14 protein-coding genes are annotated in these 13,821 nt (G+C 46.9%); 13 read left to right on the top strand and 1 reads right to left on the bottom strand.

What is annotated here, in order from left to right; genetic code table 11:
- Window positions 1–28: 28 nt before the first annotated feature.
- The 13 genes from B4C70_RS05495 (at window position 29) to B4C70_RS05435 (ending at window position 12,662) form a co-directional block, all read left to right on the top strand.
- On the top strand, window positions 29–346 hold the full coding sequence (locus B4C70_RS05495) for a diacylglycerol kinase (RefSeq protein WP_285801479.1): 318 nt from the start codon (window positions 29–31) through the stop codon (window positions 344–346).
- Between the two features lie 48 nt (window positions 347–394).
- On the top strand, window positions 395–793 hold the full coding sequence (locus B4C70_RS05490) for a cytidine deaminase (RefSeq protein ID WP_023467498.1): 399 nt from the start codon (window positions 395–397) through the stop codon (window positions 791–793).
- Window positions 786–1,694 carry a GTPase Era gene (era, locus tag B4C70_RS05485; RefSeq protein WP_023467500.1) on the top strand — a complete coding sequence of 303 codons (909 nt, stop codon included), beginning with the start codon at window positions 786–788 and terminating at the stop codon, window positions 1,692–1,694. Before B4C70_RS05490 ends, era begins: the two co-directional genes overlap by 8 nt.
- A gap of 3 nt (window positions 1,695–1,697) precedes the next feature.
- Window positions 1,698–2,447 (top strand): DNA repair protein RecO, encoded by a 750-nt coding sequence (gene recO, locus B4C70_RS05480; protein WP_214854844.1) that lies wholly within the window; start codon window positions 1,698–1,700, stop codon window positions 2,445–2,447.
- 290 nt (window positions 2,448–2,737) lie between these two features.
- Window positions 2,738–3,628, top strand: a complete 891-nt coding sequence (gene glyQ, locus B4C70_RS05475; protein ID WP_029341034.1) for a glycine--tRNA ligase subunit alpha — start codon at window positions 2,738–2,740, stop codon at window positions 3,626–3,628.
- Window positions 3,621–5,681, top strand: a complete 2,061-nt coding sequence (gene glyS, locus B4C70_RS05470; RefSeq protein ID WP_069940376.1) for a glycine--tRNA ligase subunit beta — start codon at window positions 3,621–3,623, stop codon at window positions 5,679–5,681. Before glyQ ends, glyS begins: the two co-directional genes overlap by 8 nt.
- 21 nt (window positions 5,682–5,702) lie before the next feature.
- A complete protein-coding gene (locus B4C70_RS05465; RefSeq protein WP_047396404.1) occupies window positions 5,703–6,332 on the top strand; it encodes a helix-turn-helix transcriptional regulator in 630 nt (209 codons plus the stop codon).
- Window positions 6,333–6,344: 12 nt separating this feature from the next.
- The gene (locus tag B4C70_RS05460; protein WP_047396410.1) at window positions 6,345–7,154 is read left to right on the top strand and encodes a pyruvate, water dikinase regulatory protein; all 810 of its coding nucleotides are present in this window, start codon (window positions 6,345–6,347) and stop codon (window positions 7,152–7,154) included.
- 146 nt (window positions 7,155–7,300) lie between these two features.
- Window positions 7,301–9,097, top strand: coding sequence for a DNA primase (gene dnaG / locus B4C70_RS05455; RefSeq protein WP_214728127.1), 1,797 nt, complete (start codon window positions 7,301–7,303; stop codon window positions 9,095–9,097).
- Between the two features lie 34 nt (window positions 9,098–9,131).
- Entirely contained in the window at window positions 9,132–10,217 is a 1,086-nt protein-coding gene (gene rpoD, locus B4C70_RS05450; RefSeq protein ID WP_023467512.1) for an RNA polymerase sigma factor RpoD, read from the top strand.
- Between the two features lie 153 nt (window positions 10,218–10,370).
- Window positions 10,371–10,712, top strand: coding sequence for a cytochrome c550 (gene cccA, locus B4C70_RS05445; RefSeq protein WP_029341040.1), 342 nt, complete (start codon window positions 10,371–10,373; stop codon window positions 10,710–10,712).
- Between the two features lie 121 nt (window positions 10,713–10,833).
- Window positions 10,834–11,550, top strand: a complete 717-nt coding sequence (locus tag B4C70_RS05440; protein ID WP_285801478.1) for a tRNA (adenine(22)-N(1))-methyltransferase — start codon at window positions 10,834–10,836, stop codon at window positions 11,548–11,550.
- The gene (locus tag B4C70_RS05435) at window positions 11,550–12,662 is read left to right on the top strand and encodes a Nif3-like dinuclear metal center hexameric protein (protein ID WP_214728125.1); all 1,113 of its coding nucleotides are present in this window, start codon (window positions 11,550–11,552) and stop codon (window positions 12,660–12,662) included. The genes B4C70_RS05440 and B4C70_RS05435 overlap by 1 nt, the downstream gene beginning before the upstream one ends.
- Before the next feature lie 105 nt (window positions 12,663–12,767).
- On the opposite strand, the gene B4C70_RS05430 is transcribed toward B4C70_RS05435, so the two are convergent.
- On the bottom strand, window positions 12,768–13,715 hold the full coding sequence (locus B4C70_RS05430) for a 4-hydroxy-3-methylbut-2-enyl diphosphate reductase (protein ID WP_029341043.1): 948 nt from the start codon (window positions 13,713–13,715) through the stop codon (window positions 12,768–12,770).
- Between the last annotated feature and the right edge of the window lie 106 nt (window positions 13,716–13,821).

The following is a 13,821-nucleotide window of genomic DNA, read 5'->3' as shown; positions in this document are numbered from 1 at the left end:
AAGCTGGTGGCAACCCTTTCGACATGCCATGAACGGATTGTGCCAATCGATTCGAGAAGAACGGCATATGAAAGTTCACGTGACAGTTGGCGCCATCGTATTACTTGTCGCCTTTTTATTACCGTTGACATCTGTCGAGCGAGCGATTCTTTTTCTGACGGTCGGGATCGTCATAAGTGCCGAGATGTTCAATACAGCGTTTGAGCGCGTCGTGGATCTCGTGACGCAGGAGTGGCATCCACTGGCAAAAGCAGTCAAAGATATCGCGAGTGGTGCTGTTTTAGTGTTGGCGCTTACATCTGTTGCGATTGCGCTATGCATCTTCATCCCATATTTGGTACAATAAGAATCCGGCCTTTTTGGCCAATACCGTTCCTAAAAAGGGGATACTCACATGAAAACAGAACAATTACTCGAACAAGCTAAACGTGCACGCGAAAAAGCGTATGTTCCATATTCAAAATTCCAAGTCGGTGCTGCTCTCTTGACGAAAGACGGACAAGTCTTCCATGGCTGCAATATTGAAAACGCAGCGTATGGTCTTTGTAACTGTGCAGAACGGACAGCGATCTTCTCTGCGTGGGCACAAGATGCGCGCGAGTATGCAGCGATGGCTGTCGTTGCGGACACAGAAGGACCGGTCGCACCGTGCGGACAATGCCGCCAAGTGTTATCAGAGATGTGTGATGCGGATATGCCAATCTATTTGACGAACCTTAAAGGGGATGTCACAGAAACAACAGTGGGCGCCCTCTTACCGGGAGCATTCACGAAAGGAGATTTACATGTTTAAAGAAGGATTCAAATCGGGCTTTGTCTCGATCATCGGACGCCCGAACGTCGGAAAATCGACATTCCTCAACCGTGTCATCGGACAAAAAATTGCCATCATGTCTGATAAACCACAAACGACGCGTAATAAGATTCAAGGTGTCTATACGACAGAAGATGTTCAGACGATTTTCATCGATACACCTGGGATCCATAAACCAAAACATAAACTCGGCGATTTCATGATGAAGGTCGCGACGAACGCATTGCGTGAAGTCGATGCGATCTTGTTCATGGTCAACGTGACGGAACCAAAAGGAAAAGGTGACGACTTCATTATTGAAAAATTGAAGGAACTCGATACACCAATCATTCTCGTCATGAATAAAGTCGATTTGATTCATCCGAATGATATTCCACCGATCATCGAGTCGTACAAAAATGAACTCGAGTTCGCGGCAGTCGTTCCGATTTCGGCGCTACAAGGGAATAATGTCGGACCGTTACTTGAAGAAATCGCAAAAATTCTACCAGAAGGACCGATGTATTATCCAGCGGATCAAGTCACTGACCACCCAGAGCGCTTCATCATCTCAGAGATGATTCGTGAAAAAGTCTTGCAAAAGACACGCGATGAAGTACCACACTCGATTGCCGTCGCGATTGATCAAATCAAGACACGTGAGAATGGAAACATGGTGGATGTCCATGCGACGATCTTGATCGAGCGCGATTCCCAAAAAGGAATCATCATCGGTAAACGCGGAGCACTTCTAAAAGAAATCGGCTCTGAAGCACGAACGGACATCGAGATGTTACTCGGGACGAAAGTTTACCTGAACTTGTGGGTCAAAGTCCAAAAGGATTGGCGCAACAAGGCCGGTCAATTGCGTGAACTCGGCTTCCGCGATGATGAGTATTAAGCGATGATCGATAAGGCGGAAGGGCTTGTATTACGAACGGTCGTATATGGTGAATCGAATAAGATTGTCACGCTACTGACACGTGAATACGGCAAGCTCGCCGTCATGGCGCGAGGAGCGAAGAAGCCGGGTAGCCGTTTTAACGCGGCTAGTCAGCCTTTCGTCCGAGCTGTCTATATCTATCCACGTTCACGGGGTCTCGGTCAGTTAAAATCAGCAGACGTCATTACAAGTCATGCGCATATTCGGCAAGATGTCGTGTTGATGGCTTATGCGATGTATCTATTGGAGCTTGCGGATAAAGCGCTTGATGAACGGGTGCCGCAACCGGCGCTGTACGATTTATTCGTCGAAGGACTAGAGGCGATGGATGAAGGACTAGATCCTGACGTCGTTTCTTTCATCATCGAATTGCGTCTGTTGCGTCATCTAGGCATTGCTCCACATTTGAATGGCTGTACGATTTGCGGGAGTGCTGAAGCACCATTCGCTTTTTCGTTACATCATGGCGGTCTACTCTGTCGCCGGCATCGCCATGAGGATGAACATGCTGTCTATATGTCAGAGGCAGTTGCGAAGATGCTCTATGTGTTTTCCGTATATGATTTCTCACGGATTGGTACCGTGACGGTAAAGCCAGAAACGAAGCGTCTATTGCGTCAAATCATGGATGCTTATATGGAACGCTACAGCGGATTACGTCTGCGTTCAAAACGTGTCCTCGACCAGTTGATTGATTTCGGCAATGATTGACAGCAACAAGCGGGTTCGGTAGAATGAATGCGGAAGAAGTAACTAAATGAACACGATGACGAAAAGGAGTACCGTCTTTTTTCTCAATCAAGCGATTCCAGGGTGGTGTGAGCTGGGAGTGAGAGGGGCGCGAACGGCGTTTCGGAGTGTTTTTTTGTCAAAAAGAGTGGCATGCGATGCATGCAAGTAGGGTGGAACCGCGGGCTCGTCTCGTCCCTATGTGCAACGATTGTTGTACATAGGGGCGTTTTTTGCGTTCCTTAATCATTTCGGAGGTGAAAGTCGTGAAGATGACAGTACAAGACATGATCTTGACATTACAAAAATTTTGGGCAGAACAAGGCTGCTTGACGATGCAAGCATACGACGTAGAAAAAGGAGCCGGTACGATGAATCCGATGACGTTTTTACGGAGTCTCGGACCGGAACCGTGGAACGTTTGTTATACAGAACCATCACGCCGTCCGGCTGACGGTCGTTACGGGGAAAACCCGAACCGTCTGTATCAACACCATCAATTCCAAGTCATCATGAAACCGTCACCTGACAACATTCAGGAATTGTACTTACAAAGTCTCGAGTTGCTCGGTATCAACCCACTCGAACATGATATCCGTTTCGTAGAGGATAACTGGGAGAACCCAACGTTCGGTGCTGCAGGTCTCGGCTGGGAAGTGTGGCTGAACGGAATGGAAATCACGCAGTTCACGTACTTCCAACAAGTCGGTGGAATCGAGTGTAATCCAATCGCAGTAGAGATCACTTACGGAATTGAGCGTCTCGCGTCGTATATTCAAGACGTCGAGAGTGTCTTTGATCTCGTTTGGACGGATGGCTTCAAATACGGTGATATTTTCTATCAACCAGAGTTCGAACATTCGAAGTATACGTTTGAAACATCTGATGTCGCGTTACTCTTCACGTTGTTCGATCAATATGAAAAAGAAGCAAATCGTGCCTTGGACGAGAACCTCGTTTTCCCGGCATATGATTACATCTTGAAATGTTCGCATACCTTTAACCTTCTCGACGCGAAGGGAGCAATCTCTGTTACGGAACGCACAGGATTCATCCATCGTGTCCGGAACATGTCGCGCCGTTGTGCGCAAAGTTTCATCGAAGAACGGGAACGTCTTGGCTTCCCATTGATCAAGTCGAAAGCAGGTGAGTCACATGCATGAATTATTACTTGAAATCGGTTTAGAAGAAATGCCGGCTCGATTCGTCCTTCAATCGGAAACACAACTCAAGGAACGCGTGACGCGTTTTCTTGAAGAAGCACGGATTGAGTTCGCGAGCGTTGAATCCTTCTCGACACCACGCCGTCTTGCAGTGTATGTCAAAGGTCTCGCAGCACGTCAAAGCGACCTCGAAGAGACATTAAAAGGACCAGCAAAACGCATCGCGATGGATGAAGACGGTAACTGGACGAAAGCAGCCGAAGGATTCGCGCGTGGTAAAGGGTTAACGACGGATGATCTTTTCCTTGGAGAAGAAAAAGGAGTCGAATACCTTTATGCGACACGTAAGGAAGTCGGACAAGCGACAGCTGATCTACTTCCTGGACTAAAACAAGTCGTCGAAGCGATGACATTCCCGAAAAACATGCGTTGGAGCACACAATCGTTACGTTACATGCGTCCGATTCGCTGGTTGATTGCCCTGCTTGACGATCAAGTCATCCCGTTTGAAGTCGCATCCGTCGAAACAGGTCGGACATCGCGTGGACATCGTTTCCTCGGGCAGGACATCACAATCCTGCGTCCGAACGCGTATGTCGAAGCGCTCGCAGGAGAAAACGTCATCGTCAGTTATGAAGCACGTCGTCAATTGATCGAAGAACAAATCGCAGCGCTTGCGGCACGCGAACAATTCGAAGTGCCGATTGATGCGTCTTTACTTGAAGAAGTCACGAACCTCGTCGAGTATCCGACAGCCTTGTTCGGTGCATTCGATGAAGCGTATCTTGAGTTACCAGAAGAAGTCTTGATCACGACGATGAAAGAACACCAACGTTACTTCCCGGTCAAACGTGACGGTGCGTTGCTCCACTATTTCGTCACGGTACGAAACGGAAACACAACACATCTTGAAAACGTCGCACGCGGAAACGAAAAAGTCATCCGTGCTCGTTTGGCCGATGCGCAGTTCTTCTATGAAGAAGATAAAAAAGCAGATATCGATGAACAGGCGAAACGTCTTGATAAAATCGTCTTCCATGAAAAATTAGGAACGACAGGCGAAAAAGTCCGTCGCGTCCGTCAGATGGCGCTCGCACTTGCAGATCGTGTCGGTGCGGACAAAACACGTGTTGAACGTGCAGGACAAATCTATAAATTCGATCTGGTCAGTCAAATGGTCTATGAATTCACAGAATTACAAGGTCTGATGGGTGAGCGTTATGCGAACATGAAGAATGAGGATCCGGAAGTTGCGGCTGCGATTCGTGAACATTACATGCCACGCTTCGCGGGTGATGCAAGTCCGGAGACACCGACAGGAACACTCTATGCGATTCTTGATAAGATGGACAGCGTCGCTGGATTCTTTGGCGTCGGTATGATTCCGAGTGGATCAGCGGATCCGTACGCATTGCGTCGTCAAGCACAAGGGATTGTTCAAATCTTATCAGATCGTAAGTTGAATCTGACATTGACTGAACTGATTGCCTTCGTCGTTTCAGAACAGGTGGCAGCAGGTCTTTATGCGAAGGATGCCGAAGAAGTTCAAGCTGCATTACAAGACTTCTTTGCACAACGCTTGAAATACCGTCTATCGGAAATGAACTTCCGTCATGATGTCGTCGAAGCCGCTCTTGATCATACGTTGACAGTCGAAGCGAATGAGCAGCGTGCTGCGATGCTTGAAAGTGCGACGAAAAAAGAATCGTTCAAGAAAACGGTCGAACAACTCAGTCGTGTCTTAAACATCTCGAAAAAAGCAGAAGACGTCACAACTGTTAATCCAGCGCTCTTTGAAAATGATGCGGAACGTGCGTTGCATGAGGCGATTGAGAAAACCTTACCAGAGGTAGATCAAGCCATCGCGTCACTTGATTATGAACGAGCGCTTGAGGCACTTGAGGCAACCGTTCCGTCGATCACAGCATACTTTGACGGTACGATGATCATGACGGACGACGAAACAGTCCGTACGAACCGTCTTAGCGAAATGAAACGATTTGCGCAAGCAATCGAATCAGTCGCCCGGTTCAATGCACTTACTTTAGCGTAAAGAAAAAGGACGGATGAGCCGATGAAGTTAAATGAACGGCAAAAAAAGATACTCCAAATCGTCAAAGAGAATGGTCCGATCACGGGAGAGCAGATTGCTGCAGCGCTCTCCCTGACACGGGCGACATTACGACCCGATTTGTCGATTTTAACGATGACCGGCATGTTAGAAGCGCGTCCACGTGTCGGCTATATGTACGTTGGAAAGAAAAATGCGTCCATGCTTCATGAGAAACTCGATACATTGACCGTCGGTGAATTCATGTCGTCGGCAAAAGTCATTCATGAAGGAATGACCGTATACGATGCGATCGTTCACTTGTTCCTAGAAGATGTAGGTTCTCTGTTCGTCGTCAGTAAGGACCATGCGTTAGTCGGTGTGTTGTCACGTAAGGATTTTCTACGTGCGGCAATCGGTAATCAAGAGTTAGACTCGTTACCGGTCAACATCATCATGACACGGATGCCGAATTTGACGGTCTGTGAAAAAACGGAGACGTTGATTGGTGCCGGCATGAAACTGATTGAAAAGCAGATTGATTCAATGCCGGTCGTCGAAGAGGAGAACGGCGTCTTGAAAGTCGTTGGTAGAATGACGAAGACGAACATGACGAAAGTGTTGGTCGCTTTAGCACGTGATGAAGAAATTTAAGGAGGGTTCCTGATGCGTCAACGGATTTATGTCGTGAGTGACTCTGTCGGAGAGACGTGTGAACTCGTCGTCCGCGCAGCTGCAATCCAATTCCCGGAACAAGCCATCGAAACGGTCCGCATTCCGTTCGTCGATGATGATCAAGTCATTTATGACTTGGTTCTTCATGCGAAAGAAGAACAAGCGACGATCGCTTTTACGATCGTCCATGCGACCCATCGTCGTCTGCTTGCAGACACGGCGCGTGCCCACGGTGTAAAAGCGATCGATCTACTTGGCCCATTGCTTGACACGATGGAAGATCGTTTGCAGATGCAACCGAAAGAAGAACCCGGATTGATCTATCGTTTAGATGAGGAATATTTCCGGAAAATCGAAGCGGTCGAATTTGCTGTTAAGTATGACGATGGACGTGATCCAAAAGGCATCAAGCGTGCGGATATCGTCTTAATCGGAGTGTCGCGTACATCAAAGACACCACTTTCGCAGTATCTGGCTTTGAAACGATATAAAGTAGCGAACGTACCACTCGTACCGGAATCGATCCCGCCAGCAGAGCTATTCGATATTCCAAAAGAAAAATGTTTTGGACTACTCATCTCACCGGAAAAGTTGATCGACATCCGAATGGAACGCCTGCGTTCATTAGGACTCAAACCAGAAGCAGCATACGCGCAGATGGACCGAATCAACCGGGAACTCGAATACGCACGGAATTTATACGAACGAATCGGTTGCCAAGTCATCGATGTAACGAATAAAGCAGTCGAGGAAACGGCGAACCTGATTTTGACCGGGATCTCCGGGAAAGCGCATGACTAGTCAAGCAGTCAGGAACATAGTATACTTGTTTAGCTGATAAATGAGATAATGCCCTTTTTCTAATGAAACGGAACGAGTCATCGTTCCGTTTCATTGCGGGTATGGTCATGTAAGGATAAGTTCTCAAGGAAAGGGGAGAGGACGGAATGAAGCGAATTCCTGATGAAATCGTCGATCAGGTCCGCCAAGCAACGGACATCGTCGAATTGATTTCAGAACGTGTAGAATTAAAAAAACAAGGGAATCGATATTCAGGGCTCTGCCCGTTTCATTCTGAGAAATCACCTTCCTTTTCTGTTTCTCCTGATAAAGGGATGTACTACTGTTTTGGATGTGGTGCAGGTGGAAACGCGATCACTTTCGTCATGGAAACAGAAGGAATGAGTTTCAAGGAAGCCGTCTCTAAATTAGCTGATCGAAATGATGTCACACTTCCGGAACTAGAGCCGGACCGATTCGAACAATCGGAATCGACACCGGAACAGGAAAAGAAGTTCCGGATGCGCGAGGCACATCGGATCGTCACCGAGTTGTATCATGAGGTGTTGATTCAAACGGAAGCAGGCGACGCGGGACGAATCTATTTAGAGAATCGCGGTATCCGTGAAGGTGCGATGCGTGAGTTCCGACTTGGGTATGCACCGGATCAAGATCGTTTTACAGTGGATTCCTTGGCACGACGTGGGTTTGATTTAGATGAGATGGTCGAAGCGGGATTGATTTCAATCGGACGCGATGGCGATTATCGAGATCGATTCAACGGTCGAGTCGTATTCCCTATCTCCGATCGTGATGGCACGATCGTCGGATTTAGTGGACGTTCGATTGATGGTCGTGATCCGAAGTACGTCAATACAGCGGAAACACCTTTGTTCAATAAAAGTGAACTGTTATTCGGATTCGCTCAAGCGCGAGGGGCAATGCGTAAAATCAAACAAGTTGTTCTCGTTGAGGGAAATCTTGATGTTGTGCGTGTCGCTCAAGCGGGTATACCTTATACGGTAGCTTCTTTAGGAACAGCCTTAACACCGGTTCATGCACAAAACCTAGCACGTATCGTCGATGAAGTCATTATTTGTTATGACGGAGACAAGGCAGGACGCGCTGCGACGTTAAAAGCCTTACAGTTGCTTGAAGCCGTTGCCGTCGACTGTTCCGTCATCCGTTTACCGGATGGCGAAGACCCGGATTCCTTCATTGGGAATCAGGGCGAAGAGACGTTTTTACAATGGATCGAACAAGAACGGGTTTCGAGTCTTGAATTCAAATCTTTTTATTTTCGACAAGGAAAAAACTTGCGATTAGAAGGAGAACGCGTTCGATATATTGAAACTATGCTTGAAGAGATTGGTCGAACATCCAATCCGTTGTTACGGGATATATATTTAGGGAAACTTTCCGAGGAATTTAAACTTTCGAAAGACTCCCTGATCGCACAAGTGCGTCCAACCGTTCAACAACCGAAGAGAGAACAAATCGTTTCCGATCGCCCAGCTGCTCTACCGACAGCACCTCCTGACCGAACGTTCGCGAACTGGAAAAAGGCAGAACGCTTCTTGCTTGCCTACATGATCCGTTCAGAAGAAGTATGTCTTGAAGTGCGAGAGCAACTAGGTGTCCAATTCAATGATCCGGCACACCAATTGATTGCCGGCAAGCTATATGAATTTTACGGAGCAGGTACGCAAGGAAGTCCTGATCGTTTTTTGACGATGTTGCACGACGCCTCTTTGCAACGAATCGTAGCGGATTTAGAGTTCATGCTGATGCCTGAGTATGATCCTGACTTACTCAGTCACTACATTCGTGCCGTCCAAAATGAACAGCAACGTCGGTTGTTAGAAGAAGAAAAGTCACGATTGAATCAACAAACAGATATCCGTGCTCAAGCGGAGCTGATGCAGGCGATCATAGAACGGAAGCGTCGTTTAAAAGATCGATGACCTGCTGCATGATGTGGAAGGAGTGTATGGTTCGATGGCAGAAAAAGCAAGATCAGAAGCTGAATTACTCCGTCTCGCGAAAGAGGAACTTATCGCGCTCGGACATAAAAATGGTGAATTGTCACACCAAAAGATTGAAGACAAACTAAGTTCGTTCGAATCAATGGATGCTCAACAATTCGAGGAATTCCTCCAGTTGCTTGAAACAGAAGGTATCAAGGTCAATAATGACGGCACAGGAGATGAGAAAGAAGAGGCGGATCTAAACGATTTGTCTGTTCCTCCTGGTGTCAAGATCAATGACCCTGTCCGGATGTATTTAAAAGAAATCGGACGCGTTGATTTGTTGAATGCAGAAGACGAAGTTGAACTCGCGAAACGAATCGAACAAAACGATGAAGAAGCAAAAAAACGATTGGCGGAAGCAAACTTACGTCTCGTCGTTTCGATTGCGAAGCGTTATGTCGGACGCGGTATGTTGTTCCTTGATTTGATTCAAGAAGGCAACATGGGTCTGATCAAAGCGGTCGAGAAATTCGACTATACGAAGGGATATAAATTCTCGACGTATGCAACATGGTGGATTCGTCAAGCAATCACACGCGCGATTGCTGACCAAGCGCGGACAATCCGAATTCCGGTTCACATGGTTGAGACGATCAATAAATTGATTCGTGTCCAGCGTCAACTCTTGCAAGATCTTGGACGTGAACCATCACCGGAAGAAATTTCGAAAGAGATGGAAATCACGCCGGAAAAAGTCCGTGAAATTCTTAAGATTGCGCAAGAGCCGGTTTCTCTGGAGACTCCAATCGGGGAAGAGGATGATTCACATCTCGGAGATTTCATCGAGGACCAAGATGCGACGGCACCACAAGATGCTGCAGCATACGAACTCTTGAAAGAACAACTCGAAGATGTGTTAGATACACTGACGGATCGTGAAGAAAACGTTCTTCGTCTTCGTTTCGGACTCGATGATGGTCGGACACGGACACTTGAAGAAGTTGGGAAAGTATTTGGCGTTACACGTGAGCGGATTCGTCAAATCGAAGCAAAAGCACTTCGGAAGTTACGTCACCCGAGTCGTTCAAAACGCTTGAAAGATTTCCTTGATTAATTCAAAGTGTGAAGAATATATGAAATTTTAGTGGGAAGGAAGAAAAAAGTTTCGTTTTTTTCTTCCTTCCCTGTTTTTTTTACAGTAGAATAGTAACGGGGAATACCATTCAGTCACCAACTTGGTTGGGTATAGAATATGGGGGGAATCCAAATGCGTAATCCATTAGTACCGTTCGCGGCGATCGCAGTCATCGCCATCATCGCTATGATTTCATTGTCTTACTTTGGGGTCGATCAGGTGAAGGAAGCTCGCAAAGGGCCGTCAACTGCAGAAATGAAGCCGGAAGACTTGTTTGCATCTAAAGGATGTACAGGATGTCACGGTGGAAACTTAGAAGGCGGAACAGGTCCGAACTTAACAAAGATCGGCGCGAAGCTGAAAGAAGATGAAATTAAAGACATCGCAATGAATGGTAAAGGGCAAATGCCTGGCGGTCTTGCGAATGACGAAGAAGCAGCTGTTCTAGCCAAATGGTTAGCTGCTAAGAAATAAGAACAAGGGCATCTATCTCGTCACGAGATGGATGTTTTTTTTGTGGTGTATGGTATCTTTTTTAGCGCAAATCCGCTATTTTTAAAAGAGAGTTTTTCGGAAAATAGGAAGGATGAAGATGATGCAAATGAACGTCGTATTGGATCAACGACTCCAAAAAGTCGTGTCGTATATTCCACAAGGAGCAATCCTCGCAGATATTGGATCAGATCATGCATTCGTACCATGTTTTTGTATCCAGCAACATAAAATTGAACGCGCGATTGCAGGAGAGGTGAATGAAGGACCGATGGAAGCGGCAAAAGGACAAGTGGCGCTTGTCGGTCTCGAATCACAGATTGATGTCCGTTTAGGAAGTGGCTTATCGGTTTTAAAGCCGGGTGAAGCAACGGCGATCACGATTGCGGGAATGGGGGGAACGCTGATTGCCTCAATCCTTGAAGAAGGGAAAGATCGATTGTCGGGAGAGGAGCGCTTGATTCTTCAACCGAATGTCGATGCAGTCGATGTCCGGAAGTGGTTGCTGACGAATTCATATGCGTTATTGTCTGAAGCGATCGTCGAGGAGAACGGAAAGATCTATGAAATTCTCGTTGCAGAACGTGGAGATGAAACACTTTACTCAGAGGACGAAACAACACGTCAGTGGGAATTGTTCTTTGGACCACAGTTAATGCGGGAACGTGCACCAGAATTCATCGAAAAATGGCAGACTGAAAAACAGAAGCGGGAGTATATCCTAGCTCAGATGAAACAAGGACAAGCAACGGAAGTTTTATCTGAAAAAATCGAAGCCATCGAACGATTGATTCAAAAGATGGAAGAGGTGACGAACTAATGGCGAATGGGAACCATGTCATTGAGCAGTTTGAAGCATTTGCTCCGAAAAAATTCGCACTCGAAGGTGATCCGATTGGTCTACAAATCGGAACATTGAACAAGGACGTCAAACGTGTACTCGTGACACTTGATGTCTTGGAGTCTGTCGTCGATGAAGCGATTGAAAAGAAGGTCGATCTCATCATCGCACATCATCCACCGATTTTTAGTAAGTTAGCAAATGTAACGGATCGTTCTGCAACAGGACGGATCGTCACCAAATGTATCAAACACGATATTGCGGTGTATGCTGCGCATACGAACCTTGACGTGACACCAGGTGGGGTCAATGACTGGATGGCAGATGCACTTGGTCTTGAGTCTTGTGAAGTACTAGCACCGACGTTTGAAAACACGCAATATAAACTAAGTGTCTTCGTACCGACTGAGGCTGTAGAGCGCGTTTCAACAGCCCTTGCACAAGCGGGAGCAGGAAAAGAAGGGGACTACAGTGATTGTCAATTCCACGTCGATGGAACGGGTCAATTCCGACCGTTGACGGAAGCTACCCCGTATATTGGTGAAGCAGGGCGACTCGAACGCGTCTCAGAAGTCCGAATCGAGACGATCGTCACGGAACTGAATCAGAAACAAGTCATTCGAGCGATGAAACAGGCTCATCCATATGAGGAAGTCGCCTATGATCTCATTCGTCAAGAACGCCCGGCAACATCACTTGGTCTCGGACGGATTGGTCGGTTACCGGAAGCAATGACGTTACGGGAATTTGCAGAGCATGTTCGCGATGCGTTTGGAGTACAAAACTTACGCTTCGTTGGAGACGAATCACGCCACATCCAAAAAGTAGCAGTCCTTGGTGGTGACGGCAATAAGTATGTCTCGACTGCAGCATTTGCGGGAGCAGATGTCCTTGTGACAGGCGATCTCTATTTTCATGTGGCGCATGATGCGATGGCACTTGGACTAGCAGTTGTCGATCCGGGACATCATGTGGAGTCGGTCATGAAGGAAGGCGTCGTCAACGAATTGAAGCGTCGATTCGAACAGAAAAAAATCGACGTCGAGCTGCTGATTTCAACAGCGAATACAAATCCGTTTCAGTTTTTATGATGAATCGATGGAATACGTCGATACTACCGTCGTCGTATTTAGTAATAAAAAAACCGAGTCGCGATCCTCATTCGCGACTCGGTTTTGCTGTATCGATTGTTATGATCAAAGTACTTTGACTTTAGGCAAGATGCGTCGTAATTCAAGGAACGGTGTCTTGTCATGCGTACTGATATCAGCAGGATCATATTGTTGTAGAAAATCAATGACCTTTTTCGTGATCGGTGTTGGTGTTGATGCACCTGAAGTGACACCAACTTGAGTCACACCCTCAAGCCAAGTCAAATCAAGTTCTGTCAAATCACCAATCCGATGTGCTGGAGTTCCAGCGATGTCAAAGGATACCTGAGCCAAACGATTTGAGTTGTTTGAACGCGGGTCACCGACGACGATGACGAGATCACAGTCTCCTGCTTGATCTGCTACCGCTTCTTGTCGGACTTGTGTTGCGTTACAGATTTCATTGTGTACTTCCACATGCGGATATTTTTTCCGAACGTGTTCCATCAAAGCTTGGACATCCCATTGACTCATCGTTGTCTGGTTCGTGACGATGATTTTTTTATGAGCAAGCTGAGGAGGAAGTTCATCGATATCTTCGACTTTTTCGATGAGGTGAACATGTTCCGGCGCTACGCCGACGGCACCTTCAGGCTCCGGATGACCATGTTTCCCGACGTAGATGACTTCGTAATCATCTGCGACGACTTGACGAATCAAGTCGTGGGTACGCGTTACGTCAGGACACGTCGCATCGACGACGTGTAAGTTCTTCTCTGCAGCACGAGCATAAACAGCAGGTGAAATACCGTGTGCTGTAAAGATGACCGTTCCCTCTTGAATCGTCTCTAAGGCTTCGAGGCGATCAGGACCATCAACAGTGATGACGCCCATGTTTTCGAACTCACGTGTGACGTGAGCATTGTGGACGATCATCCCTAAAATATGGATCGGACGTGGCAAATCTTTATTCAATGCCGCTTGTTGTGCAAGTTTCATTGCATCGACGACACCGTAACAATAGCCGCGGGGGCTGATTTTTTTTACTAGCATAGTTATGGATTCTCCCTTTGTGAAAAAGAATGATTAGTTAGAGTGTACCATTGATTGAAGCTGAATGAAAATAGAGGAGTCTGTTTCATCCACAGAACATGCTATA

The organism is Exiguobacterium sp. UBA5002, from assembly GCF_002396765.1.
In the GTDB taxonomy this organism is placed as follows: domain Bacteria; phylum Bacillota; class Bacilli; order Exiguobacteriales; family Exiguobacteriaceae; genus Exiguobacterium_A.
Note: the sequence above shows the minus strand (reverse complement) of the source record. Positions and strands in the feature narration are given on the sequence as shown.